Source organism: Actinocorallia aurea, from assembly GCF_054783995.1.
This window is the reverse complement of sequence record NZ_BAAGPQ010000012.1, coordinates 590368-615364: the sequence shown is the minus strand read 5'-3', so window position 1 is coordinate 615364 and position 24997 is coordinate 590368. Positions and strand designations below refer to the sequence as shown.

The window sequence follows — 24997 nt, the reverse complement described above, 5'->3', positions numbered from 1 at the left end:
CACCCATTCACGTGTCTGGTGCGACCAGGCGTTGGACACTCTCCTGCGTGCGCGTCGATGACAGGAGCAACCCATGAACGTTTCCCGTAATGCAGACGGCCACCCCACCGGCCACCTTCACCACGAGGGCAGCGTTTTCATCAACTTCAAGAACGGCACCTACCAGTGGGTCGACATCCAACGCTTCCGGCTGGCCGCCGCCGTCACCGATCAGCAAGCCCTGGCCATGCTGATCGGGCACGACATGTACGGCCGCGACTACGCCGGAGGCGAAGCCGGAGCCGATCCCGCCCGGCACGGGCCGTACTGGCGAGACCGGATCACTCCCGAGGCCTTCGAGCCGACAGAAGCGGCCGCCGAGCTTCACCGACTGAAGGAGTGGGCCGAGCAGTACGCCGGGCTGCCGGAGCAGATTCGTGCCGACCTCGACCGCGAGCTGTACACCCCGCTGTCGGAAGGGAGGCTCTACCGGCTCCGAGACCTCGGCACAGCCGCCTTCCACGACTGGGGAGGCGTTCACAACGAGTTTCACGAACTCGTCCTCATCAACCCGGAGAACAGAAGACTCACCCTGATGGTGGCAGCCGATGACTGACCGGACCGGCGACGAGCAGACGCCATCACCCCGGATCGAGGCAGTTTCCGGACCGTCGGAGCGCCAGCCCACATCGCAACGGCCAATCACCTGAACGGGTGTCTGCCGGGGCTCCTTAACGTGACTGGCCGTTCCATTGCTGCTCAGCCCCCGAGTCCGAGCGGCTGCTGGGCGTGTTCGGGGACGGCATGGAGGCAATGGAGGCAGGAGCCGCGGCGGGGCGGCCTCGTCCGCGTGGCTCAGGTGTCCTGCGGCCGTGGCTCGGTGGCGCGGTGGTAGCGGTCGGCGAGTGCACGCACGAGTTCGACGAGTTCCGCGGGTTTGGTCACGGTGAAATCGAGGCCGAGCAGGCCGAGGTGGACGGCGAGCGCCTCGATGCTGTCCGCGCCGGTGTCCAGCAGGCAGCGGGTGTCGTCGATCGGCGTGATGGTGCCGATGGCTGTGTTGATCCGTTCGGCGAGCTGTTCGGCCGGTGCGTGTACGACGACCTGGGCCCGGTATCGCCAGCCGGCCGACGACACGCCCCGGCGTACCTGGTCGACGGCTTCCTCTGGGAGATCGCGGGGGGTGAATCGGGGACCCGTCGGTGTGCGTGGGTGGAGCCGGTCCACCCGGAACGTCCGCCAGTCGGCCCGCTCGACGTCGAACCCGACGAGGTACCACCGTCGTCCCCAGTTGACCAGCCGGTATGGTTCCACCTCGCGCCGGCTCTCGGAGCCGTCGTGGCTTCGGTAGTCGAATCGCAGGCGCTCGTGGTCCCGGCAGGCGGCGGCGAGGGCGCTCAGCGTGTCCGCGTCCACCCGTGGGCCCAGGTCGTCGCGGGGCACCGCGACGGCGTACTGCTGGAGGGCGTTGACACGGCGCCGGAGTCGGGCCGGTAGCACCTGCTCCAGTTTGGCCAGTGCGCGTAGCGAGGTCTCCTCAACTCCGGTGATCGTTCCCCCCGCGGCGGTGCGCAGTCCGATCGCCACCGCGACCGCCTCTTCGTCGTCGAGGAGGAGCGGCGGCAGCGCGGCCCCGGCACCGAGCCGGTAGCCGGGCGTGCCTCGGCTGCCGTGTACCGGATAGCCGAGTTTTCGCAGGCGTTCCACGTCGTTGCGGACGGTGCGGGTGCTGACCGACAACCGTTCGGCCAGCTCGGTGCCGGTCCACTCGCGAGGCGTCTGGAGCAGCGAGAGCAGGCGCAGCAGGCGCGCCGAGGTTTCCAACATTCTTCGAGTCTGCCCGTTCCTTAGGAACAGACTCTTCCTAATCGGTTCCTACGCTGATGACCATGACGAACGACAGCACGATCGCCCCGTTCCGGATCGCCATCCCCCAGGCCGAGCTCGACGATCTTCAGCAGCGGCTGGCCCGGACCCGGTGGGCGGAGGAGTTGCCCGCGAGCGAGTCGGCGCCGGCCGGCCCGGTGCCGCCCGGTTGGGAGTACGGCGTCCCGGTGGGCTACGTCAAGCAGTTGGTCGAGCGGTGGCGCACCGGGTACGACTGGCGGGCCTGGGAGGGGAAACTGAACGCCTACCCCCAGTTCACCGCTGAGATCGACGGCCAGAACATCCACTTCCTGCACGTGCTGTCGCCGGAGCCGGACGCGACGCCGCTGATCCTGACCCACGGCTGGCCGACCTCCGTGGTGGAGTGGCTGGACGTGATCGGCCCCCTCACCGACCCGCGGGCCCATGGCGGCGACCCGGCGGACGCGTTCCATCTGGTCATTCCGTCGGTGCCGGGCTTCGGCTTCTCAGGGCCGACCCGGGAACGCGGCTGGGACCGGTACCGGGTGGCCCGGGCCTGGGCCGAGCTGATGCGCCGACTCGGATACGACCGGTACGGCGCGGCCGGCAATGACGGCGGATCGCTGATCTCGCCCGAGGTGGGCCGGGTCGACCCCGGGCACGTCTGCGGTGTGCACGTGACGCAGGTCTTCTCGTTCCCGTCGGGCGACCCCGCCGAGCTGACTGGTCTGTCTGAGGAGGAGCGCGGCAAGCTCGCGTTCGCCGAGTGGTTCACCCAGAATCGGGGCGCGTACGACAAGCTCCAGTCCACTGAGCCGCAGAATCTGGCGCACGCTCTGGCCGATTCACCGGCCGGCCTGCTGGGCTGGCACGCGCAGCTGCTCGGTGCTTCGCTCGACCCGGATTTCGTGCTCACGAACGTGATGATCTACTGGCTGACCAACACGGCCGCTTCAGCCGCCCGGTTCTACTACGAGGACGCGGCGTCGGCCCCGGTCCAGCAGAAGTCGAACGGCCGGGGCACCTTCGTGCCCGAACCGACCACCGTGCCCCTCGGCCTGGCCAATTTCGCCTGGGACTTTCCGTCGATCCGGACGTTCGCCGACCGCGACCACAAGAACATCCTCTCTTGGAACGTTTACGACCGGGGCAGCCACTTCGCCGCGCACGACGCCCCCGATTTGCTCGTCCACGACATCCGGCAGTTCTTCCGCAAGGTTCGCTGACCGCCGCCGCGGTGTCGGCGGACCTCCTTGGACCCCCATGTCTTCGCGAAAGGAAACACTCATGTATCTCGTCGTCGGTGCCACGGCCCACTTCGGACGTCAGGCGGTCGAGGAGCTGGTCGCCGCGGGTGCGCCGGTGCGGGCGCTGACCCGTACTCCGGAGCGGGCCGGCCTCCCACAGGAGGTCGACGTCGTCCGGGGCGATCTGACCAAGCCCGAGACGCTGCCGGCGGTGCTGGCCGGGGTCGAGGCCGCTTTCCTGGTTCTGCAGTACGGGATGGATGTCGCTCCGCTCCTGGCGGCCGCGGGCCGGGCCGGGGTGCGGCGGCTGGTGTTCCTGTCCTCGGGGGCGGTCGTCCCGGGCGCCGAGCGGCAGCCCGACGTGATCGCCCGGTACCACCGCGATGTCGAGCAAGCCATCGAGGCGTCCGGGATCGAGTGGACGTTCCTGCGGCTGCTCTTCCCCGCCATCAACTCGCTGACGTTCGCGATGCAGCTCCAGGGCGGTGACGTCATTCGCGCGCCGTACGCCGAAGCGGCCTTCAGCGCCGTGCACGAGAGGGACGTCGCCGAGGTGGCCGCACGGATGTTGACCGACGGCGGGCACGCGGGGCGGGCCTACGACCTGACCGGTCCCGAGTCGCTGACCCAGGCACAGCAGGTCCGCATCCTCGGCGAGATGCTGGGGCGCCCGCTCACCGTCGAGGACCTGCCTCCGGAGCCGGTGCTGGAGCAGATGAGCCGGTTCATGGACCCTGAGTTCCTGGCGGCGCTGTTCGGTCTCATGGCGCAGGCGGTCGGCAAGCCCGCGCCGGTCAACGACGTCATCGAGCAGATCACGGGGCACCCCGCGCGCACCTACGCCCGGTGGGCCGCCGATCATCGGGCCGACTTCGGCGGTTGATCAAGGAGGCAGGGGCGGTATCCGCCGCCCCTGCCCTATGGACGGGAAGGACGGCACGGTGGCACGGGTGCTGAGGCGACGCGAGTTGGGACGAGCACTGCTGGCCCGGCAGTGGCTGCTAGAACGGGCCGACGCGACCACCGAGGAGGCGGTCACCCGGCTGGTCGGCATGCAGGCGCAGGCGCCGTACGCACCCTACTTCGGGCTCTGGAGCAGATTGCAGAAGTTCGGCACCGCCGACCTGGCGGGCGCGCTGACCGAGCGCCGCCTGGTGCGGGTCGCGCTGATGCGCAGCACCATCCATCTGGTCACCACGGCGGACTGCCGCTCGTTGCGGCCATGGGCACAGCCCGTGCTCGACCGTGAGCTGGACACCGCGTTCAAGACGATGCTCACCGGCCTGGACCGTGCGGCCGTGGCGGAGTCGGGCCGGGCGCTGCTCGACGCACGGCACCTCACCCCCAAGGAGCTCGGGGCAGCGCTGCACGAGCGGTGGCCCGATCGCGAGCCCCGCGCGCTCGCCACCGTGGTACGCAACCTGGTGCCGCTGGTGCAGGTGCCACCACGCGCCGTCTGGGGCGTCGGTGGCACCACCCGGTACGCGACGGCGGCCGACTGGACCGGAGCCGAGCCCGCCCCCGCCGCCGACTCCGGACACGTGGTGCTGCGCTACCTCGCCGCGTTCGGCCCGGCCTCGGTCATCGACGTGCAGGCATGGGCCGGCCGAACCCGGCTGCGTCCCGTCCTGGAGAGGCTGCGACCGCGACTGGCGGTCTTCCGCGACGAGCACGGGATCGAGCTGTTCGACCTGCCGGATGCGCCGCGCCCCGACGCCGACGCCCCCGCGCCGGTTCGCTTCCTGCCCGAATACGACAACCTGCTGGCCTCCCACGCCGACCGCACCCGCGTGATCTCGGAGGAGGCCCGCAAACGAGTCATGACACGCAACGGGATGCGCGCCACCTTCCTGGTGGACGGGCAGGTGACGGGCGCCTGGAAACTCCACCCGGGCAAAGCGTCAGCGACTCTGGAGATCGACCCGTTCCGGCCGCTGACCGCCACCGAGCGGGCCGAGGTCGAGACCGAAGGCGCCCGGCTGCTGGAATTCGCCGCGCCCGGCGCCGGCCACGACCTCCGCAGCGGCAGGCCGTTGACCGGCTCCATGTGGCGGGCATTCACCTGCCGGTCGGTGGAGTAACAGAACCGGCGGACCATCCCCATCGCCAACCTGGCCTGGTGCGACACGGTGATCTTCCTATCACCGCCGAAGTCCAGCTCCCGGATGATCCCGAGCATCGCCGCGGTCTGCTTGGCCGGAATGCGCGGCGCGTCATCCAGCCCGTGCCGATAGGAACGGCCGACCGCACGGAAGGTCAGGGAACGGGCGGTGCGGCACTCCACGTTCGGGCCGAACCGGCGGGCCGCCTCATCGGCGATGGCCTTGTTGAACGCGTCAGGGGTCACCTGCAGGTAAGCAGCGATGCTCTGCTCCCGTACGGCCCGCAGCACCTGCTTGGCCACGACGTGCTCGCCGGCCGAATTGCGCACCAACAGGTGATGTTCCCCCCGTTGGACGTGGGGAACATCACCTGACCACCGAGAAGGGGGAACCTCAGTCCTGACCACGTCGATCTCACCGCATCGACGCATCAGAACAGCCGGTCACGACAAGACAAGCCCGCCGGGCTCCTTAACGTGACTGGCCGTTCGGTTGCTGCTCAAGGCCCGTGTCCCGCAGAGGGGCACGGGCCCGGGGCGGGTCAGGTGGAGGTGAGGACGGCCAGGCGCTGGGTGGCGCGGGTCATGGCGACGTAGCGGTCGACGGCGCCGGTGATGCCTTCGCCGAAGTCCTGCGGGTCGATGAGGACGACGAGGTCGAACTCCAGGCCCTTGGACAGCTCCGGGGACAGGGAGCGGACGCGGGGGCGTTCGGCGAAGGCCGGGTCTCCGATGACGCAGGCGATGCCTTCGGTGTGGTCGGCGAGCCACTCCTCCAAGATCGCGTCCCGCTCCGACACGGACCCGTGGTGGACGGGGACGCCGCCCGCACGGATGGAGGTGGGCACGTTGGCGTCGGGGAGGGCGGCGCGGATGACGGGGGCCGCCTCGGCCATGACCTCCTCGGGGGTGCGGTAGTTAACGGTGAGGGACGCCAGGGTGATGCGGTCGAGTCCGGCGCGCTCCAGGCGGTCGCGCCAGGGGTCGGTGAAGCCGTGGCGGGCCTGGGCGCGGTCGCCGACGATGGTGAAGCTGCGGGAGGGGTTGCGGGCCAGCAGCATCTGCCACTGCGCGTCGGTGAGCTCCTGGGCCTCGTCGACGACGATGTGGGCGAACGGCCCGGCGAGCGCGTCGGGGTCGACGGTGTCGGGAAGGGCGGTCTCGTCGACGAGGCTGACCTGCGCGTCCTGGTGGACGAGCATCGTGACCAGGCCGTCGCCGTCCTCTTCGGGGTCGCTGCGCCCCGCGGCCTCGATGAGGGAGTCCACGACCTGGGCCATGTGGTCGCGCTGGGCGGCCAGGGCCGCGTCGCGGCGGCGCTTGCGGCGGGAGGACTCGGGGTCGCCGAGCCGCCGGCGGGCGGCGTCCAGCAGGGGCAGGTCCGCGACGGTCCAGGCGTGCGCTTCGGTGCGCTGGAGCGCACGGATCTCCTCGGTGGTGAGCCACGGCGCGCACAGCCGCAGGTAGGCGGGCACCGACCACAGGTCGCCGATGACGTCGGTGGGCTCCAGGATCGGCCAGGCCCGGTTCAGGGCCATGTGCAGGTCGCGGTTGCGGTCCAGGGAGCGGCGCAGCTGCGCGTCGGGGACGTCGCCCTCGTGCTTGTCGACGCAGATGGTGAGCAGTTCCTCCCAGATCCGCTCGCGCGCCTCGTTGTGCGGGGTGCCGGGGTCGGGCGCCAGGAACGCCTCGACCCAGTCCGAGGCGGTCAGTTCGATGTCCGACCAGTGCGTCTCGACGGTCATGCCCTGCGTGGGCGGCTTCTCATAGAACCGGACGGCGGCGTCGACGGCCTTCACCAGCTCGGCCGTCGCCTTCAGCCGGGCGGCCTCGGCGTCGCTCTCCTCGCGCGCGGCGGCGCCTTCGGGGACGAGGTCGCGCAGGGTGCAGGTCTGCACGCCGTCCTCGCCGAGGCTCGGCAGGACGTCCGCGACATAGGCGAGGTAGGGCTGGTGAGGGCCGACGAACAGGATTCCGCCGCGGCTGGGGCCCAGACGCGGGTCGGCGTACAGCAGGTAGGCGGCGCGGTGGAGGGCGACGACGGTCTTGCCCGTGCCGGGTCCGCCGTCGACGACGAGGGTGCCGGCGGACCCGGCGCGGATGATCGTGTCCTGGTCGGCCTGGATGGTGCCGAGGACGTCGCGCATCTTGGCGGAGCGGTGGCCGCCGAGGGTGGCGATGAACGCGGACTGGTCGTCGAGGGAGGCGCGGTGGCCGTCGAAGCCGTCGGGAGTGAAGACCTCGTCCCAGTAGTCGCTGATCTTCCCGCGGGTCCAGCGGTAGCGGCGGCGGCTGGCCAGGCCGTCGGGGCGGGCGTGGGTGGCGCCGAAGAAGGGCGCGGCGGCGGGCGAGCGCCAGTCGAGCAGGAGGCGGCGCCCGTCCGCGTCGGTGAGGCCGAGCCGCCCGACGTAGACGGCTTCGCCGGAGCCGTCGGGGACCATGTGGCCCAGGCACAGGTCGAGGCCGAAGCGGCGCAGGGTGCGCAGGCGGGAGGCGAGCTTGTGGATCTCCAGGTCGCGGTCGAGGGCCGCCTGGCCCTTGCCGCCGGGCGCCTTGCGCAGCTCGTCGAGCCGGCCGGACAGCTCGGTGATCGACCGCCGCAGGCTGGCGGTGATGGCGGTGAAGTGGGCCTCGTCGGCGGCGATCAGCTCCGGGGCGGCCTTGGCGGCGAGGTGGCCGGGCAGCGCGAAGGCGCTCGCGATCGCCGGCTCGGCCGCGGTCGGCTGGTCAGGCAGCGCACGCATGTGTGTCGATCCCCCGGTTCGTCGTGTTCGAAGGGTCGATTGTGCGGCATGACCGGGGTCTTGTGGCAAGCCCCCCTGTCTGCTATACGTTGGGAGTGGAGAGGAGCGGCTGCTCCTCTTTTTCTGCTTCCGGAGGGGGACGGCGCCGCGCCGTCCCCCTCCGTGCTCACCGGTAGGCCTCGCGCAGCCGGTTCTTCAGGAGCTTGCCCGAGGCGTTGCGGGGCAGCGCGTCGGTGAAGGCGACGCCGGCGGGGCATTTGAAGTGGGCGAGGCGTTCGCGGGCGAACGCGATCAGCTCCCGCTCCTCCAGCGCGGCGCCGGGCCGCCGGACGATCACCGCGTACGCGCTCTCGCCCCACCGCTGCGACGGGATCCCGATCACGGCGGCCTCCAGGACGGACGGATGCTCGGTGAGGACGCTCTCGACCTCGGCCGGGTACACGTTCTCCCCGCCGGAGACGATCATGTCCTTGAGGCGGTCGTGCAGGTAGAGGAAGCCGTCGGCGTCGAACGAGCCGCCGTCGCCGGTGCGCAGCCTCCCGTCGGGCAGGAGGGCCTCGGCGGTGGCCTCGGGCCGCCGCCAGTAGCCCTGCATGACGTGCCCGCCGCCGATGACGACCTCGCCGCGCTCCCCGGCGGGCAGTTCCCGCAGGGTCTCGGGGTCGACGATCTGGATCGGCACGCCCAGCATGGGCCGCCCGGCCGACAGCAGCCGCCGCTCCTGTCCCGGCTCTGGCAGGTGGTCGGCGGGGGCGAGCATCGTCACGCCGCCGGTGGACTCGGTGAGCCCGTAGGACTGCAGGAACTTGCAGCCGATCTTGCGGGTGGCGTCGTGGATGACGGGCAGCGGGATGGGCGACGCCCCGTACACGACGTACTTGAGCGCGCTCCAGTCGGCCTTGTCGACCTCCGGCAGGGCGATGAGCCGCTGGATGAGGGTGGGCACGAGCGCGGCGTGCGAGACGCGCCGGGCGATGAGCAGGTCGCGCAGCTCCTCGGGGTCGGCGGCGAGTTCCAGCAGCAGGGCCGCGCCGTTGACCATGGCGACCATGGCCAGGCCGAAGCCGGAGACGTGGAAGTACGGGATCGGCGCCATCGCCACGGAGGTGGTGTCGAGTTCGATGCCGTAGTGCATGGTCGCCAGTGCCTGGCCGAGGTTGCGGCCGGACAGCATGATGCCCTTGGGCAGTCCGGTGGTGCCGGAGGTGTAGAAGATGAGGGCGGTGTCCTCGGGGTCGGCGTCGTGGCCGGGGTCGCCGCCGTCCGGTGCGTCCTGCAGCCAGGCCTCGTAGCCGGTGGTGCCGGGGGCGGCGTCGGCGGTGACGATCCGGGCGAGGGACGCGACGGCCCCCGGCGCGGGGGCGAGGCCCGAGTCCCCGGCGCCGAACACCACGACGGCGGGTTCGGCGTCGGTGAGGATCTGCAGGACCTCACGCGGGTGGAGCCGGTTGTTGACGGCGGTGGCGATCGCGCCGATCTTGGCGGTGCCGTGCAGCACTTCGAGGAACGCCGCCGAGTTCACGCCGATGTAGGCGACGCGGTCTCCGGGGCGGACGCCGTCGGCGAGCAGGGCCCGCGCGACGCGGGAGGCGCGTGCCTGCATCTGCCCGAACGTGGTGGTCCTGCCGGGTTCCAGCACGGCGGGCAGGTCGGGGGTGGCGGCGGCGCGGCGGCGCAGCAGGTCGGCGAAGCGCTCCACGCGGGTGCCGTCGGCGTGCAGCGCGTAGTGGGGGTGGGGGCTGGCCTCCTGGATCGCGGTCTGGGTCGCGGTCTGGCTCACCGGGTGCCTCCCTTGAAGTCGAACGGGGCGAAGACGGGCGGCTCGAAGATGCCGGGGGGTGCGGCGACGACCTCGTGCAGCGCCCGGATGACGGGTCCGGAGGTGACGAACTGGCCTGCGGTGGTGCGGCTGGCGGGGTCGTCGGGTTCGATGAGGTTGAGGGTCATCGTCATGCCGGGCCTGCCCTGGACGGTGATGGTCCAGTGGTCGCGTCCGGCGTATTCGGGCAGGTCGGGGTCCATCGTCCAGATGATCGCGAGGGACAGGACGCGGCGGCCCGCGCTGACGACGTGCCAGCGCCACTCGGTGGCGGCGACGGTGCCTTGCCTGATGGTCCCGGCGGGCACCTCCAGGTCGCGGACGGAGGCGCGGACCTTGTGGTCGGATTCGATCCGGTCGACGGGCAGCCTCATCCGCTCGGCCATGAACGCGAGCGTCTCGCCGTACAGCATCCCGTACATGACGGGCAGTTCCCCGCCGGTGAGGTCGACGGAGGCGGGGTCGGCGCCCATGCCCATGACGTCGAACACGAAGTTCGGGTCGGGCACGCGGCTGGCGTCGAGGACCTCGTCGATCTGCACGCCGGTGACGTCGAGGCAGGCTCCGGTGAGGGCGAGGGCGAGGCGTTCGCCGATGACGCCGGGGCTGATCCCGACCCCGTACAGCGTCGTCCCGCCCTCCTCGCACGCGTCGAGGAACATGCGTTCGCGCTTCGTTCCGTGGGCGCGCGGGAAGTGGTGGCCCGCGGTGGTGATGACGTTCTTGCCCGAGCGCAGCAGGGCGCACAGGTCGGCGTCGTGGGTCTCGTAGGGGACCTGGAGGCGGGGGGCGTGGATGACGACGTCGGCTTCGGTGGCGAGGATCTCGGCGCGGTCGCGGGTGGCGAGGACGCCGGTCGGCTCGCGGCGGGCGATGTCGCCGGCGTCGCGTCCGGCCTTGCGCTCGCCGTAGACGAACAGTCCGGCGAGTTCCAGGCCGGGGGTGTCCAGGACGGCGCGCAGGGTGGTCTTGCCGATCGCGCCGGTGGCCCACTGGATCACGCGCAGCGTCATGCGGTCTCCTCGGTGAAGCGCACGAGCAGCCCGGCGAGGGTGTGCTCGGCCGCGCGGGGGGCGGCGATGTCGACGGCGACGAGGCCGCGCCGCCCCTGCGCCGGCACGAACCGGATCGCGCCGCCTCCGGCGTCGATCCGCGCGGGGCCGGTGGGTTCGGCGTCCAGGAGTTCGGCCCACAGCGCGGCGGTCTCGCGCGGTGCCGCGACGGCGATGTCGACGGCCAGGAGCGCTCCGGTGGGGGCGTTCTGGGGGCGGGCGGGGGTGTCCCAGGTGTCGTAGTGCCAGTCGATGCCGTCGGGCATCCGGTCGGCCTCCAGCATCGCGCCGAGCCTGCCGGGTTTGAACTGGACGATGTCGGCGCCGTGGAAGGCCTGCCGGTGCGCGACCTGCACGCCGAGTCTCGCGGCGCGCTCGACGACGGCGTCGGTGTCGGCGACCTTGACGCCGACGACGTAGCCGCCTTCGCCGCGCTCGAGGAAGCCGTGCAGGGCCGACTGCGGGGTGCAGGGGGCGACGATCTCCAGGTAGGTGCCGCCGCCGAGGCCGAGGATCTCGTTGACGATGCCCCAGGACGCCAGTTCCGGGTCGCCGAAGCCGGGGGGCAGGCCGAGGAGGGCGCGGGCGGCGGCCGCGGCGGGGGCGAGGTCGGCGGCGGCGACGGTGGCCTGGATGAGGCGGGGCCCGCTCATCGGCCGGTCCGCAGTTCGGTGGCGTGCAGCAGCTTGGCCAGGCCGCGCTCGTAGCGGGCGGGGTCGCGGGCCATGCGGGCGCGGGAGTCCACGGCCATCCAGTCGGTGTCGCAGACGTGCTCGCCGCGCAGCATGGCCTTGAGCCCGGCCTTGGCGATGTCGGACGGCTTCTCCTTGGCGCCGTCGACGTGGTCGGCCATGCGGGTGTCGACGGATCCGACGATGAGGGCGGTGACGCGGGTGCCCTGCGGCTCCAGTTCGGCGCGGGTGATGCCGCTCAGGTAGAGGGTCGCGGCCTTCGACGGCGAGTACCCGCCCATGAAGGGGGTGGGCGCGATCGCGGCGACGGACAGGACGTTGACGATGGCCCCGCCGCCGTTGGCGCCCAGGACGGAGGCGAAGGCGCGGGTGGTGTTGAGGGGGCCGAAGTAGTTGACCTCCATCTCGCGCCGGGCGGCATCCGGGTCGTCGGCCATGACCAGGCGCTGCCCGGCGTGGTAGCCGGCGTTGTTGATCAGCAGGGACACGTCCGCGCAGGCGGCGGCGGCCTTGGCGACCTGCTCGCGGTCGGTGACGTCGATCTCGACGGGCACCGCGCCGGCCTCGGTGAGTTCGGCGGGGACCGAGCCGGGGTCGCGCGCCCCGGCGTAGACCTTGGCGCCGGCGGCGAGGAGTTCGGCGGCGAACGCGGCGCCGATGCCGCGGTTGGCGCCGGTGATCAGGGCGGTGTGGTCGCTGAGGGTCCTCACTTGCCCTCCCCGGCGGTGCCGTTGGCCGCGTAGACGGGGTCGGTGGGGTACTTGCCGCCGCGCTTGAGGGCGCCGGTGTCGCCGACGAGCATGCCGAACAGCCAGGTCTCGGCGGCGGCCGCGTCGTGGCTCCACTCCCACAGCAGGGCGCGGTGGGCGATGCCCCAGCGGCCGTCGCGGCGCTCGAAGCGGTCGAGGATGCGGGCGCCGACGAAGCTGCTGCCGGGGCCGTCGGGGGTGCGGACGGCGCTGAAGGTGACGACGTAGGACTCGGCCGCGGCGGTGTCTCCGTCGAGGTCGATGAGGACGTTGGTCATGCAGTGCATGGTCCGGCCGCGGGGGTGGGTGAGGACCGGGGTGATGCTCGCGACGTAGTCGGCGGCGGTGCCGGTGAAGACGCCGCCGTGGTCCTCGGTGGCGCCGGGCAGGTAGCAGGCGGCGATGCCTGCGGCGTCGCCGCGGTCGGCCGAGCGCAGGTAGCGCGTGAGGACCTCGGTGATCTCCTGCTTGTCGAGCAGGGATCGCACGGCGCTGTCACGGTCGTTGGGCATGGGACTTCCTCCTCTAGCGGGACGTGACTCCCGTCTCCATCACGCTACAACTAAGAGAGTGAATCGGCCAAGGGGTCTCTTCACCCGACCTCCAAGATCGTCATACCGGTCTCGCATCGAGGCGTTGACGTGGTCACTCTCTTTGTTGTAGCAATCATGTGACCGGAAGCACACTCACAACTGAAGTGTGAAAACGGCGAGAGGAGCCCGCCGCCCATGTCCCACGATCCGCCCCCCGAACTGAGGGTCGGCGACCTGACGCTCAGCTTCGGCGGAGTGACCGCCCTCGACCGGGTGTCCCTGACCGTGGCCCCCGGCGAGATCCGCGGGCTCATCGGCCCCAACGGAGCGGGCAAGACCACCCTGTTCAACTGCGTCACCCGCCTGTACCGGCCCGACGCGGGCACCATCACCTTCGCCGGGCACGACCTGCTGCGCACCCGCCCCGACCGGATCATCCGGCTCGGCATCGCCCGCACGTTCCAGAACCTCGCCCTGTTCCCCTCCCTGAGCGTCCTGGACAACACCCTGCTCGGCGCGCACTCCCGCGACGCCTCCGGCTTCACCGCCTCCGTGCTCGGCCTGCCCCGCCCCCGCAGGGCGCACCGCGCGCTGGCCGCCGAGGCCATGGACATCCTCGACGACCTGGGCCTGGCCGACGTCGCCCACCAGGAGGCCGCGGGCCTGCCGTTCGGCACCCTCAAGCGCGTGGAACTCGCCCGCGCCCTCGCCGGCCGGCCCCGCCTGCTCCTGCTCGACGAACCCGCAGGCGGCCTCACCCACGCCGAGGTCGACGAACTCGGCGAGCTGATCCTGCGCCTGCGCGCCGAGCGCGGCCTGGGTGCCCTGCTCGTCGAGCACCACATGGGCCTGGTCATGGGCATCAGCGACCACGTCGTGGCGATGGAGTCCGGCCGCGACATCGCCGAAGGCTCCCCCGAGGACGTCCGCGGCGACGAGCGCGTGCTCGCCGCCTACCTGGGGAGGACCGCATGAGCCTGCTGGAGGTCACCGGCCTGTGCGCCGGATACGGACCCGCACGCGTCCTGCACGGCCTCGACCTGAGCGTCGAGGCCGGCGAGGTCGCCGTCATCCTGGGCGCCAACGGCGCCGGCAAGACCACCACGATGCGCGCCCTGTCCGGCCTCATCCCGCACACCGGCACGATCACCCTCGACGGCACGCCGCTGGACGGCCTGGCCGCGCCCCAGATCGTCGCGGCGGGCATCAGCCTCGTCCCGCAGGGCCGCGGCACGTTCTCGCACCTGTCGGTCCTGGACAACCTGCGCGTCGGCGCCGCCCTGCGCAAGGACGCCGACGAGATCGCCGCCGACATCGACCAGTGGTGCGCGGTCTTCCCGATCCTCGCCCAGCGCGCCAAGCAGGAGGCCGGAACGCTGTCGGGCGGCGAGCAGCAGATGCTCGCCGTCGCCCGCGCCCTGATGAGCCGCCCGAGACTGCTGCTGTGCGACGAGCCCAGCCTCGGCCTCGCCCCCAAGATCGTCGGCGAGCTGTTCGACGTGCTCGCCGAGGTCAACCGCGAGCGGGGCACCGCACTGCTGCTGGTCGAGCAGAACGCCGACCTCGCACTGCGCCTCGCCTCGCGCGTCTACCTCCTGGAGGTCGGCCGGGTCGTCGCCGAAGGCGACGCCGACCGCTTCCGGGGCGATGAGTCCATCCGCCGCGCCTACCTCGGCCTCTGAGACAGGAGACGACGATGGACATCTTCCTGGAGCGCCTGTTCGACGGCGTCACCAACGGCACCGTCTACGCCATCATGGCGCTCGCCCTGGTCGTGGTGTTCCGCGGCACCGGCACCATCAACTTCGCCCAAGGCGAGATGGCGCTGTTCACCACCTACATCGCCTGGGCCCTCACCACCCAGGGCATCCCCGTATGGGCGGCGGCACTGGCCGCCTGCGCGGTCGGGTTCGTGCTCGGCGCGACCGTCGAGCGCACCCTCATCCGGCCCGTACGGCGCCGCAACGACATGGCGACCCTCATCGTCGCGCTCGGCCTGTTCACCGGCTTCAACGCACTCGCCGGGCTGCTGTTCGACGCCGAGACCAAGACGATGCCCGGCCTGCTGCCCGGCGGACAGGACGACTACCTGGCCGTCGGCGGCGCCCGCCTGTACTTCGACGCGCTCGGCGTCTGGCTGGTCGTCGCCGTCCTCATCGGCCTGGTCTTCGCCCTGTTCAACCGCACCCGCCTCGGCCTGCACATGCGCGCCGTCGCCGACAACCCCGAATCGGCGGCCCTGGCCGGCGTGCCCACGAGCCGGATCCTCATGCTCGGCTGGGGCCTGGCCGGCGTCATCGGCTCCCTGGCCGGCGTCCTCATCGCCCCCCTGTCGGCGCAGCAGCTGTCCCTGACGACGATGTTCCCCATCCTCATCTACGCCTCGGCCGCCGCCCTGTTCGGCGGCCTCGACAGCCCCGGCGGCGCGGTCGTCGGCGGCCTGGCCATCGGCCTGCTGGAGGCGATGATCACCGGCTACGTCGACTTCATCGGCGGCACCCTCCAGCAGACCGCCGCGCTCGTCGTCATCGTCCTGATCCTGCTGTTCCGGCCGACCGGCCTGTTCGGCACCCGACAGATGGAGCGGCTGTGACCACCACCAGCGCCGAACCCGCGGCCCCCGCCCCCGCCCCCGCCAAGAGCCCGCGCGGACCCCTGCTCACCCTGGTCCGCGGCAGCACGGCGCACCGCGCCGCCGTCGCCGCCGGACCCGTCCTCGCGCTCGCCGCCCTCTACCTGGGCTCGGGACTGGAGCCGTTCCGGGTCGGCCAGCTCACCAGCGTCCTGATCTTCGCGATCGCGATCAGCGGCCTCAACCTCGTCACCGGCTACACCGGACTGCTGTCGATCGGCCACTCGGCGTTCTTCGGCCTCGGCGCCTACACCACCGGCGTCATGATCGTCTCCTACCGGGTGGAGCCGCTGCTGACCCTGCCGGTCGCCGCGGTCCTGTGCTTCGCGCTCGGCTTCGTCGTCGGCCTGCCCGCCCTGCGCATCCGCGGCCTGTACCTGGCGCTGGTGACGCTCGCGGTCGGGGTGGCGTTCCCCGAGCTGGTCAAGCGGTTCGCCGACCTGACCGGCGGCGCGGCCGGCCTGGTGATCCGCTCCCGGCAGCTCGCCCCGCCCGAGTGGACGGGCCTGGGCGCGGGGCAGCGGTACCTGTGGCTGTACTGGGTGTGCGCCGTCGTCCTCATCGTCGTGATCCTCCTGATCCGCAACCTGACCCGCAGCCGCCTGGGCAAGGCGATGGTCGCCGTGCGCGACAACGAGCTGTCGGCGGCGGCGTCCGGCGTGCACATCGCCTCGGTCAAGACGCTCGCGTTCGGCCTGTCCGGCGCCGTCACGGGCCTGGCGGGCGGCCTGTTCGCCATGTACGTCGGCGCGCTGTCCCCGGACGGCTCCTTCACCCTCCTGAAGTCGATCGAGCTCATCACCGGCCTGTTCCTCGGCGGCGCCGCCACCCTCTACGGGCCCGTCGCCGGCGCCCTGGCCGTGGTGTTCCTGCCCTACTACACCGCCGACCTGGTGTCCGGGCACGTCTCGGGCATCCTGTTCGGCGCCGTGCTCATCGCGATCGTGTTCCTCATGCCTGAGGGCATCGCCGGACGGCTCGGCACGCTCGGCCGCCGCCTCGTCCGGATCGAAGCCCCCGCACCGGACCTTCCCCCCACCCCCACCCCCGGCTCGCCCCAGCGCGAGACGACACAGAAATGAGTACGACCATGCGATCGATGCGACTGGCCGCCGTCGGCGCCACCGCCGTGCTGCTCCTCGCGGGCTGCGGCACCGGAGCCGAGGACGAGACCGCCTCCGGCACGGCGGGCGGCGTCGTCACCGCCGACGACTGCCTCGACCCCGACGCCACGACCGCCGCGATCACCGGCACCCTGAAGGTCGGGTGGAGCGCGCCGCTGTCGGGCCCGCTGGCCGCGGCCGCGGGCGCCGTCATCGACGGGATGACCGCCCGGTTCGCCGTCGCCAACGACGCGGGCGGCATCGGCGGCGTCAAACTGGAGGTCGTCGCCAAGGACGACGCGTTCAACCCCGAGCGCGCCAAGGCCAACGTGAACGAGCTGATCCAGAAGGACGGCGTGCACGTCCTGGAGGTGTTCGGGTCCGGGCAGCTGAACGCCGCGGCCGACGACCAGAACGAGGCGTGCGTGCCGCTGCTGTTCGCCCAGGCGGCCGTGCCGGAGTACCGCGACGCGGTGAACTTCCCGTGGACGACGGAGTACCTGCCCTCCAGCGAGACCGAGATGGCGGTCGTGGTGGAGCAGCTGAAGAAGAAGTACCCGGACGGGGTGAAGGTCGCGCTGGCCGCGAACCAGACCGAGTCCGGGCAGAGCTACGCGAACGGCTTCAAGAAGGCCATCGAAGGCACCGACATCACGATCGCGGCCGAAGCGCCCCTCACCGACCCGAACGCGGCGGTCACCACGCTGAAGGAGAGCGGCGCGCCCGTCCTCATCGACGCGGGCGTCACCACCGACTGCCTGTCCCTCAGCCAGGCCGTCGGCCGCTCCGGCTGGAAGCCCGAGACGTTCGTGCAGCCCGCGAACTGCGTCGACGGCAAGAGCCTCTACGAGCCCGCCGGCGACGCCGCCGACGGCCAGCAGGTGATGGTGTGGCTGAAGGACCCGGCCAACCCCATCTACGCCGAGGACGCCGGGGTGAAGCAGTACCTGGCCGATGCCGCCGCGCACGGCGTCAAGGCGCCGCTGAACAACTACACCGTCAACGGCTGGGCCATCGGTGACCTGATGGTCGACGCGTTCACCAAGGCCGCCGCCTCCGACGACGGCCTCAGCAGGCTCGGCATCATCAAGGTCGCCCGCACCCAGACGTACTCGCCGCCGATGTTCATCGACGGCATCGACTGGGAGATGACGCCGGAGACCTCCCTCGGCATCGGCGCGTTCCGCCCGTTCACCTGGAGCGCCGACAAGAAGGTGTTCGAGCCCGCCGGCGACGTCATCTCCATCGCCGGTCAATGAGCCGGGACGGCCTCACGGCCGTCCCTTCCCCGGGGGCGCGGTCGGCGCGGACCGCGCCCCCTTCATCCCGTTTCTCCCGTTCTCCGACAGCAAGGGAGCACCCATGCACCGCGGCCTGCACCCGGCCGACCGCGTCGCCGACTACACCGCGCGCGGCTGGTGGGGCGACGAGACGATGGACGCCCTGTTCCGCGCGCGCGTCGCGGCCGGACCCGACCGCCTCGCACTGATCGACCCGGCCGACAAGGAGCGCCTGACCGGCGAGCCGCCCCGCCGCCTGACCTGGCGGCAGATCGACGCCGACACCGACGCCCTGGCCGACCTGCTGCTCGCCCACGGGGTCGGCGCCGGCGACGTGGTGGGCGTCCAGCTGCCCAACACCGTCGAACTGGTCGCCGCCTACCTGGCGTGCTGGCGAATCGGCGCGATCGTCTCGCCGCTGCCCGTCCAGTACCGCGAACGGGAGATCACCGAGCTGGGACGGCTGGCGGGCTTCGCCGCGTTCCTGACCGCGGCACGGGTCGGCGAGCGGCGCCCGGCGGCGGAGATCGCCGCACTGCGCGCCGCCCTGCCCGCGCTGCGGACGGTGTTCGCGTTCGGCTCCGGCCCGCTGCCCGGCGCCGTCGTGCCCGTCACCTCCGCACCCGGCGCGGCCGCGCGGGTCGCGGCCCACACCGCGGCGCATCCGGCCGATCCGAACGACTGCGTGACGATCTGCTGGACCTCCGGCACCGAGAGCACCCCCAAGGGCGTGCCGCGCACCCATCTGGACTGGCTGGCGATGAGCTGGGCGACGGTCGACGCGCCCCGCCTCACCGACGCCGACGTGCTGCTGAACCCGTTCCCGATGGTGAACATGGCGGGCATCAACGGGATGTTCCTGCCGTGGCTGCGCGTCGGCGGCGTCCTGGTCCAGCACCACCCGTTCGACCTGCCGACGTTCCTGGCCCAGATCGAGACCGAGAAGGCCACCTACACCGTCGCACCCCCGGCACTGCTGACGATGCTGCTGGCCCGCGAGGAACTCCTGTCCGCCACCGACCTGTCGTCGCTGCGGCTCATCGGATCGGGCTCGGCGCCGCTCGCCCCGTCGATGGTGCGCGGCTGGCAGGAGCGGCACGGCATCGGCATCATCAACTTCTTCGGCTCCAACGAGGGCATCGCGCTGCTCACCGACCCGCACGACGTGCCCGACCCCGAAGAGCGCGCCCTGTACTTCCCGCACTTCGGCGCGCCGGGCGTCCCGTGGTCGTCGCGGATCTCGCGCCAGGTCTCGATCCGGCTCACCGACCCCGACACCGGCGCGGAGGTGACCGAGCCGGGCGTGCCGGGCGAGCTGCGCATCAAGGGCCCGATGGTCTTCGCGGGCTACCTGGGCGGGGAGGCGCTGCCCTCGCCGTTCGACGACGACGGCTACCTCAGGACCGGCGACGTGTTCGTCATCGCCGGCCGGGACGGCAGGTTCCTGCGGTACGTGGACCGGGCGAAGGACCTCATCATCCGGGGCGGCATGAACATCGCCCCAGCCGAGCTGGAGGGCCTGCTGGCGGGCCATCCGGACGTCGCGGAGGTCGCCGTCGTCGGCTATCCCGACCCCGTCCTGGGCGAGAAGGCCTGCGCGGTCGTCGTGCCCCGGCCCGGCGCGGACCCGTCGCTGGAAGGGCTCGTGGAGTTCCTGCGCAACTGCAAGATCGCCTCCTACAAGCTGCCCGAACGCCTCGAAATCCGCGCCGAGCTGCCCCGCAACCCCGTCGGCAAGGTCCTCAAGCGGGACCTGCGCGCCGGCCTGACGTCCGGAAAGGACCTCCGATGACCGACGACGACAAGATCACCGCGGCGCGGGAGATGGTCGCGGCGTGGAACGCCCGGGACTGGACGGCGATCGTGGCGCTGTTCGCCCCCGACGGCGTCCTGCACAGCGTCATGCAGGAGCCGCTACGCGGCCGCGCGGCGATCGCCGAGCGGCTCGCCCACCTGGCGGTCGGCCTCACCCACCTGGATCTGCAAGTCCGGGCGCTGGGCGTGATCGACGGACGGGTGTTCCTGGAGCGCCGCGACGTGTTCGCCAACGACCACGGCCGCACCGAGGTGCCCGTCGTCGGCGTCCTGTCCTACGACGACTCCGGACTGGTCGCCGAATGGCTGGAGTACTACGACCGGGCGACACTCCTGGCGGGCTTCGGCCGCACCGCCACCACCGACTTCGACACCTGACACCCCCGCCCGCCTCCACTTCGGTAGCCGAAGCCAGCGGGTAGCATCAACGGGCGAGGCGACCAGCGGGAGGCGGACGGCATGACGGCCGAGGCGAGACCGAGCGCGATCGGCCAGGCACTGCTGGCCATCGGCGACCAGTGGACCCTGCTCATCCTCCAGCGCGCTTTCCACCAGCGGATCCGCCGCTTCGCCGACTGGCGCGACGCCCTGGGCGTCTCGGAGTCCGTCCTGGCCGCCCGCCTGAGGGAACTCCAGGCGGGCGGCCTCCTCGCGCCCTCCCCCTACCGGACCGACGGCCGCACCCGCACCGAGTACCTCCTCACCGAGAAATCACTCGACCTGTGGCCGCTCCTCATCGCCCTGTGGTCGTGGGAGCGCGCCTGGGTGCCGCGCCGCACCGCCCTGCCCGCGCTGCTGCACCACGGCTGCGGCGCCCCCACCGACGCCGACCTCGCCTGCGCCGCCTGCGGCCGCGCCCCCGTGACCGCCCGCGACATCACCGCCGAGCGCGGCACGGCCACATTCGCCCGCCTCGCCGTCCCGCGCCTGCACCGCAGGAGCAGCCGCGCCCCCACCGACGCCCTGTCGTACTTCCCCGAGACGTTCGAGATCCTCGGCGACCGGTGGGCGACCGTCCTGCTCGCCGCCGCGCTGCTCGGCGTGCGGCGGTTCGCCGACTTCGAGCGGGAGCTTGGCGTGTCCCCGTCGGTCCTGGCGCACCGGCTGCGCCGCTTCACCGACCTGGGCGTCCTGCGCGCCGAAGGCGCCGGCGCGGCCCGCCGCTACCTGCTCACCGACAAGGGCGCGGCCTTCAGCGGCGTCTTCGCGCTGCTCGCCGACTGGGCGCAGCGCTGGCACACCGGCCCACCCGGCAGCGACGTACGCCTGCTGCACCAGGCCTGCGGCCAGCCGCTGCGACCCGCCCTGCGCTGCCGAGGCTGCGGCACGGCCCTGGAGCGCACGCAGGTCGCGTTCGCCCCGGCGGACGCTCCCGCGCCCGCCGGGTGAGGCCGCTCTTCGAAAGAAACGGCTCGAAAGAAACAGCTCAGACGAGGCGGCGCAGCCGCTCCAGGACGGCGCGCCCGCCCGGGTCCCCGTCGACGCTCGCCGGCACGACCGCAACCTCGTCCACACCCGCCGCGGCATAAGCGGCGAGCTGGGCGCGGACCTCCTCATCGGAGCCGACCAACCCGACCGTCGCGACGAGCTCACGCGGCACCGCGGCCAGCAGCTCCCCGGGGTGCGGGCGGGTCCGGGCGAACGCGACGAGCTCACCGAACCCTGCCTCGGTGAACATCTCGGCGTACCCGGGCGCCGCCAGATAGCCGACGACACCGCGCCGGACCTGCTCGACGGCCTCGGGATCACCCGCGTCGGCGGCGCTCACCCACGCCGTCACCGCCGGAGCCACCCGGCCCGCCTCAGCGGCCTCCGCGCGCATCGCCGCGGTCAGCGCGGCGGCCGAGGCGGGGGTGAGCAGGTTCAGCACCATCCGGTCGGCGTGCCGGGCCGCGGTCCGCACCGCCGACGGGCCGAACGCCGCGACGGCCAGGGACGAGCCGGGCGCGGGCAGGCGCAGCCGGTAGCCGCGGCTGGAGACGACCTCACCGCGGAAGTCCGCCTTCTCGCCCGCCAGCAGCGGCCCCAGCGCCTGCACCGACTCGCGCAGGACCGTCGCCGACCGCTCACGGGACCTGCCGTGCCAGTGCGCGACCACCAGCGGGCTCGACGTGCCGACCGCCACGTCCACCACCCGCCCCGCCAGGTCGGCGACCGACGCCGCGCCCCGGGCGATCAGCATCGGATCGCGCACCGCGACCGCCAAAGGCCCGACGGTCAGCGCCAACCGGGTCTCCGCCGCGATCCGGGTGGCCAGCGCGAACGCGTCATAGGTGGCCATCTCCCCGATCCACAGCCGCTCGTAGCCGAGCGCGTCGGCGTGCCGGGCGGTGTCCAGCGCCTCGGCCGGGGGCCGGTCCTGCCAGAACCCCAGCGACACCGCCAACGACGGCAGAGTGCTCATGGGCGTCTCCTTCACTTTCCTGTCCGGCGGGGGCCGGGACCGCGTCAGCGCGGGTAGAACAAGCCCTCCTGGGCGATCGAGGCGACCAGGAGGCCGTCGGCGGCGAACACATCGGCACGGACCAGGCCGCGGCCGCCCTCGGCAACGGGCGAGTCCTGCACGAACAGCAGCCAGTCATCGGCGCGGGCCGCCCGGTGGAACCACACCGCGTGGTCCAGCGACACCGCGTCCCACACCTGCCCGTCGGCGACCTCCACCCCCAGCGGCATCCCGTGCGGGACCAGCACGCCCGCCAGCGTCGTCACATCCGACAGGTACACCAGCAGCGCCTGGTGCAGGGCGGGGTCGTCGGGCGCGGAACCGGCCATGCGGTGCCAGGCCAGGCTGCCGTGCGGCGGGACGTCGGGCGCCACCCGCGTGTCGACGGTCGGCATGTCCCACAGGTGCTCGGGATCGGCGCCGTGGCTCCCGCTCCACTCCACCAGGGTCGGCAGCGCCTCGGGCGGCGCGACGTCGGGCGCCTTCGCCTGGTGGGACAGGCCCTCAGCGGGGGCGGCGAACGACACCGTCATCGTGGCCAGGACCCGGTCGTCCTGACTGATCTCCACCGCGCGGCTGGACAGGCGGCGTCCGTCGCGCAGCCTCCGGACGGTGAACGCGGTGTCCTTGCGGGGGTCGCCGCCGCGCAGGAAGTAGGCGTGCAGGGAGTGCGCGGGGACCGCGCCGGGCACGGTCCCCGCGGCCGCGACGAGGCCCTGGGCCAAGAGCTGGCCGCCGTAGGAGCGGGGGGCGTCGATGCCGTGGAAGGCGGGCGCGAGGTAGGCGTCCGGGCCGGTCTCGGCGAGGTCGAGCGCGCTGAGCACCCCGAAGATCGCCGTGTCCCGCCCGGTGCCTTCAGGCCCGTCGACTCCGCCCATGCGCGCCCCTTCGTCCAGCGTGGTTCAGGTCACTATCATAAACAGAGCCAACGTCCGGAGTCACGGTCAGGGCCGGGTCAAGCGCTCCACCAGAACCTCCCAGCCCTCCGACAGCATCGCCACCGCAGCCGCCTCACCGCCCTCCGGACCCGACAGGCACAGCTACCCTCCCGGCGGCCGGCGACGGCAGGCACTACCCTGACAGGGTGGTCAAAGCCATCCTGTGGGACGTCGACGACACGCTCTTCGACCACTCCGGAGCCGACACGGCAGCCATCGCCCGCCACCTCACCGCCGAAGGCCTGCCCGCCGACACCGCCGCCCTCACCCACTGGCGCACCCTCACCGACCACCACTACGGCCGCTACACCGACGGCGAGATCACCTTCCTCGAACAGCGCCGCGAACGCGTCCGCGCCTACCTCGGCGCCGCCACCGACGCCACCACCGCCGACGCCTGGTTCGCCCGCTACCTCGCCCACTACGAAGCCGCCTGGACCGCCTTCCCCGACGCCGCCCCCGCCCTCGCCACCCTCATCGCCCACCGCCACGCCGTCCTGTCGAACTCCACCGCCCCCCTCCAGCACCGCAAACTCACCACCCTCGGCCTGCGCCACCACTTCGAATTCCTCGCCTGCTCCGAACAGATCGGCCACGCCAAACCCGCCCCCGAAGCCTTCCACCACGCCTGCGCCACCCTCGGCCTCCCGCCCGCCGACGTCGCCTACATCGGCGACCGCCTCGACATCGACGCCCAAGCCGCCCACACCGCCGGCCTGCACGGCATCTGGATCGACCGCACCCCCCACCCACCCGCCGAACTCCCGCCCGGCGTCCACCGCATCACCACCCTCGCCGACCTGCCAGACCTCCTGCCCGCCCTCTGACCCGGCGCGGCTTTGACCTTCGACCCGCTCGAAGGCCCACAATCGGCCCCCATGCACCACGACGACGAGCTCATGAGCATCGGGACCTTCGCCCGCGCGGTCGGCCTCACCCCCAGCGCCCTGCGCTTCTACGACGACTGCGGCATCCTGCACCCCGCCCGCGTCGACACCGCCACCGGCTACCGCTACTACAGCACCGCCCAGGAGACCCGCGCCCGCACCCTCCGCCGCCTGCGCGACGCCGCCATCCCCCTCCCCGACGCCACCGCCATCCTCGACGGCCCACCCGAAACCGCCCGCACCCTCCTGCACGAACACGCCCACCGCACCCGCACCACCGCCCAAGACGTCCAGACCGCCATCGACGCCCTCCTGGCCGACCACACGCCACCCCCCGCCCGCAGCGCCCGCCTCGACGGCGCCGCCCTCGCCAGCGCCGTCCGCCAGGTCGCCCCCTCCGCCGCCACCGGCGACACCCGCGACGCCCACCCCGTCCTCGGCGGCATCCTCATCGAAGTCGACCACGCCGAGATCCGCCTCGCCGCCACCGACCGCTACCGCCTCGCCGTCCGCGCCCTGCCCGCCGCACTCCGCCACGGCACACCCTGGCGACGCGTCGTACCCGTCGAGGAACTGCGCGCCGCCGCCGACTGGGCGCTGCACCACCCCTGGGTCGACCTCAACACCGACGACACCGGCAGCCGCCTGCGCCACGACGACGACACCCGGCCGCTGCCCACCCTCCACGAGGACTTCCCCGACTACCGGCGCATCCTCGACGACCTCGCCGAACCCCGCGCCCGCATCATCACCGACCGCGCCGCACTGCGCACCACCCTCACCTCAGGAAGCGGCCCCGTCACCCTCGCCACCGAGCCCGGCCACCTCACCCTCACCCGGCCCGGCACCCCCGACGAAACCCTGCCCGCCCTGTGCACCGGACCACCCCTCCGGCTCGCGTTCGACCCGCGCGTCCTGCTCCCCGCACTGGAGACCGGACTCGGCCCCGACACCCTCCTGGAGATCTCCGCACCCGACCTGCCCGTCATCGTCCGCTCCGCCGACCAGGGCAGCTTCACCACCCTCGTCATGCCCGTCCGCACCTGAAAGGCCCACACCATGCACCCCGCCAACCCCCACCTCACCGCCCGCACCCCCTGATCGAGCCGGGGCCCGCCGCCCCGGGAAACACGCG

The 24997-nt window shown here is 72.4% G+C and carries 24 protein-coding genes; 15 read left to right on the top strand and 9 right to left on the bottom strand.

Translation table 11 applies throughout. The annotated features are described in order from the left end of the window. Positions 1 to 73: 73 nt before the first annotated feature. On the top strand, positions 74 to 595 hold the full coding sequence (locus ACYVOM_RS15400; protein ID WP_460304035.1) for a hypothetical protein: 522 nt from the start codon (positions 74 to 76) through the stop codon (positions 593 to 595). A 239-nt stretch (positions 596 to 834) separates the two neighbouring features. On the opposite strand, the gene ACYVOM_RS15395 is transcribed toward ACYVOM_RS15400, so the two are convergent. Then, positions 835 to 1806: a helix-turn-helix transcriptional regulator gene (locus ACYVOM_RS15395; protein WP_460304034.1), complete on the bottom strand. Its 972-nt coding sequence runs from the start codon at positions 1804 to 1806 to the stop codon at positions 835 to 837. 56 nt (positions 1807 to 1862) lie between these two features. Here ACYVOM_RS15395 and ACYVOM_RS15390 point away from each other — a divergent pair, with 56 nt between their 5' ends. The 4 genes from ACYVOM_RS15390 to ACYVOM_RS15375 all read left to right on the top strand — a co-directional run bounded on the left by ACYVOM_RS15390 (position 1863) and on the right by ACYVOM_RS15375 (position 5550). After that, positions 1863 to 3053: an epoxide hydrolase family protein gene (locus ACYVOM_RS15390; RefSeq protein ID WP_344247119.1), complete on the top strand. Its 1191-nt coding sequence runs from the start codon at positions 1863 to 1865 to the stop codon at positions 3051 to 3053. A gap of 61 nt (positions 3054 to 3114) precedes the next feature. After that, positions 3115 to 3957 carry an NAD(P)H-binding protein gene (locus tag ACYVOM_RS15385; RefSeq protein ID WP_460304033.1) on the top strand — a complete coding sequence of 281 codons (843 nt, stop codon included), beginning with the start codon at positions 3115 to 3117 and terminating at the stop codon, positions 3955 to 3957. 58 nt (positions 3958 to 4015) lie between these two features. After that, positions 4016 to 5155: a winged helix DNA-binding domain-containing protein gene (locus tag ACYVOM_RS15380; protein ID WP_460304032.1), complete on the top strand. Its 1140-nt coding sequence runs from the start codon at positions 4016 to 4018 to the stop codon at positions 5153 to 5155. Between the two features lie 38 nt (positions 5156 to 5193). Beyond that, positions 5194 to 5550 (top strand): hypothetical protein, encoded by a 357-nt coding sequence (locus ACYVOM_RS15375; RefSeq protein WP_460304031.1) that lies wholly within the window; start codon positions 5194 to 5196, stop codon positions 5548 to 5550. A gap of 167 nt (positions 5551 to 5717) precedes the next feature. Here ACYVOM_RS15375 and helR read toward each other — a convergent pair whose 3' ends face one another. The 6 genes from helR to ACYVOM_RS15345 all read right to left on the bottom strand — a co-directional run bounded on the left by helR (position 5718) and on the right by ACYVOM_RS15345 (position 12743). Continuing rightward, a complete protein-coding gene (gene helR, locus ACYVOM_RS15370) occupies positions 5718 to 7919 on the bottom strand; it encodes an RNA polymerase recycling motor ATPase HelR (protein WP_460304030.1) in 2202 nt (733 codons plus the stop codon). A gap of 166 nt (positions 7920 to 8085) precedes the next feature. Further along, positions 8086 to 9699 carry a long-chain-fatty-acid--CoA ligase gene (locus tag ACYVOM_RS15365; RefSeq protein ID WP_460304029.1) on the bottom strand — a complete coding sequence of 538 codons (1614 nt, stop codon included), beginning with the start codon at positions 9697 to 9699 and terminating at the stop codon, positions 8086 to 8088. Beyond that, positions 9696 to 10751 carry an NAD(P)H-dependent amine dehydrogenase family protein gene (locus ACYVOM_RS15360; RefSeq protein ID WP_460304028.1) on the bottom strand — a complete coding sequence of 352 codons (1056 nt, stop codon included), beginning with the start codon at positions 10749 to 10751 and terminating at the stop codon, positions 9696 to 9698. Before ACYVOM_RS15360 ends, ACYVOM_RS15365 begins: the two co-directional genes overlap by 4 nt. Continuing rightward, on the bottom strand, positions 10748 to 11443 hold the full coding sequence (locus tag ACYVOM_RS15355; RefSeq protein WP_460304027.1) for a VOC family protein: 696 nt from the start codon (positions 11441 to 11443) through the stop codon (positions 10748 to 10750). The genes ACYVOM_RS15360 and ACYVOM_RS15355 overlap by 4 nt, the downstream gene beginning before the upstream one ends. After that, positions 11440 to 12192 (bottom strand): SDR family oxidoreductase, encoded by a 753-nt coding sequence (locus tag ACYVOM_RS15350; RefSeq protein ID WP_460304026.1) that lies wholly within the window; start codon positions 12190 to 12192, stop codon positions 11440 to 11442. The genes ACYVOM_RS15355 and ACYVOM_RS15350 overlap by 4 nt, the downstream gene beginning before the upstream one ends. Further along, positions 12189 to 12743 carry a nuclear transport factor 2 family protein gene (locus ACYVOM_RS15345; RefSeq protein ID WP_460304025.1) on the bottom strand — a complete coding sequence of 185 codons (555 nt, stop codon included), beginning with the start codon at positions 12741 to 12743 and terminating at the stop codon, positions 12189 to 12191. Before ACYVOM_RS15345 ends, ACYVOM_RS15350 begins: the two co-directional genes overlap by 4 nt. 216 nt (positions 12744 to 12959) lie before the next feature. Here ACYVOM_RS15345 and ACYVOM_RS15340 point away from each other — a divergent pair, with 216 nt between their 5' ends. From ACYVOM_RS15340 to ACYVOM_RS15305, 8 genes are all read left to right on the top strand, one after another. Beyond that, positions 12960 to 13739 (top strand): ABC transporter ATP-binding protein, encoded by a 780-nt coding sequence (locus ACYVOM_RS15340; RefSeq protein WP_460304024.1) that lies wholly within the window; start codon positions 12960 to 12962, stop codon positions 13737 to 13739. After that, entirely contained in the window at positions 13736 to 14446 is a 711-nt protein-coding gene (locus tag ACYVOM_RS15335; protein WP_460304023.1) for an ABC transporter ATP-binding protein, read from the top strand. The genes ACYVOM_RS15340 and ACYVOM_RS15335 overlap by 4 nt, the downstream gene beginning before the upstream one ends. Before the next feature lie 14 nt (positions 14447 to 14460). Continuing rightward, on the top strand, positions 14461 to 15357 hold the full coding sequence (locus ACYVOM_RS15330) for a branched-chain amino acid ABC transporter permease (RefSeq protein ID WP_460304022.1): 897 nt from the start codon (positions 14461 to 14463) through the stop codon (positions 15355 to 15357). Next, positions 15354 to 16478 carry a branched-chain amino acid ABC transporter permease gene (locus ACYVOM_RS15325; protein WP_460304021.1) on the top strand — a complete coding sequence of 375 codons (1125 nt, stop codon included), beginning with the start codon at positions 15354 to 15356 and terminating at the stop codon, positions 16476 to 16478. Before ACYVOM_RS15330 ends, ACYVOM_RS15325 begins: the two co-directional genes overlap by 4 nt. Positions 16479 to 16486: 8 nt before the next feature. Continuing rightward, positions 16487 to 17758: an ABC transporter substrate-binding protein gene (locus tag ACYVOM_RS15320; protein WP_460304020.1), complete on the top strand. Its 1272-nt coding sequence runs from the start codon at positions 16487 to 16489 to the stop codon at positions 17756 to 17758. A 103-nt stretch (positions 17759 to 17861) separates the two neighbouring features. Beyond that, entirely contained in the window at positions 17862 to 19571 is a 1710-nt protein-coding gene (locus tag ACYVOM_RS15315) for a class I adenylate-forming enzyme family protein (protein WP_460304019.1), read from the top strand. After that, complete coding sequence (locus ACYVOM_RS15310) at positions 19568 to 19972, top strand: nuclear transport factor 2 family protein (protein WP_460304018.1); 405 nt, start codon at positions 19568 to 19570, stop codon at positions 19970 to 19972. The genes ACYVOM_RS15315 and ACYVOM_RS15310 overlap by 4 nt, the downstream gene beginning before the upstream one ends. An 81-nt stretch (positions 19973 to 20053) precedes the next feature. Continuing rightward, a complete protein-coding gene (locus tag ACYVOM_RS15305) occupies positions 20054 to 20983 on the top strand; it encodes a winged helix-turn-helix transcriptional regulator (protein WP_460304017.1) in 930 nt (309 codons plus the stop codon). Between the two features lie 37 nt (positions 20984 to 21020). Here ACYVOM_RS15305 and ACYVOM_RS15300 read toward each other — a convergent pair whose 3' ends face one another. Together ACYVOM_RS15300 and ACYVOM_RS15295 are read right to left on the bottom strand one after the other, a co-directional pair. Next, the gene (locus ACYVOM_RS15300) at positions 21021 to 21998 is read right to left on the bottom strand and encodes an LLM class F420-dependent oxidoreductase (protein ID WP_460304016.1); all 978 of its coding nucleotides are present in this window, start codon (positions 21996 to 21998) and stop codon (positions 21021 to 21023) included. Between the two features lie 44 nt (positions 21999 to 22042). Further along, a complete protein-coding gene (locus ACYVOM_RS15295) occupies positions 22043 to 22915 on the bottom strand; it encodes an acyl-CoA thioesterase (protein WP_460304015.1) in 873 nt (290 codons plus the stop codon). Between the two features lie 206 nt (positions 22916 to 23121). Here ACYVOM_RS15295 and ACYVOM_RS15290 point away from each other — a divergent pair, with 206 nt between their 5' ends. Further along, entirely contained in the window at positions 23122 to 23802 is a 681-nt protein-coding gene (locus ACYVOM_RS15290; RefSeq protein WP_460304014.1) for an HAD family hydrolase, read from the top strand. Positions 23803 to 23853: 51 nt separating this feature from the next. Next, positions 23854 to 24909, top strand: a complete 1056-nt coding sequence (locus ACYVOM_RS15285) for a DNA polymerase III subunit beta family protein (protein WP_460304013.1) — start codon at positions 23854 to 23856, stop codon at positions 24907 to 24909. The last annotated feature ends 88 nt before the right edge of the window (positions 24910 to 24997 follow it).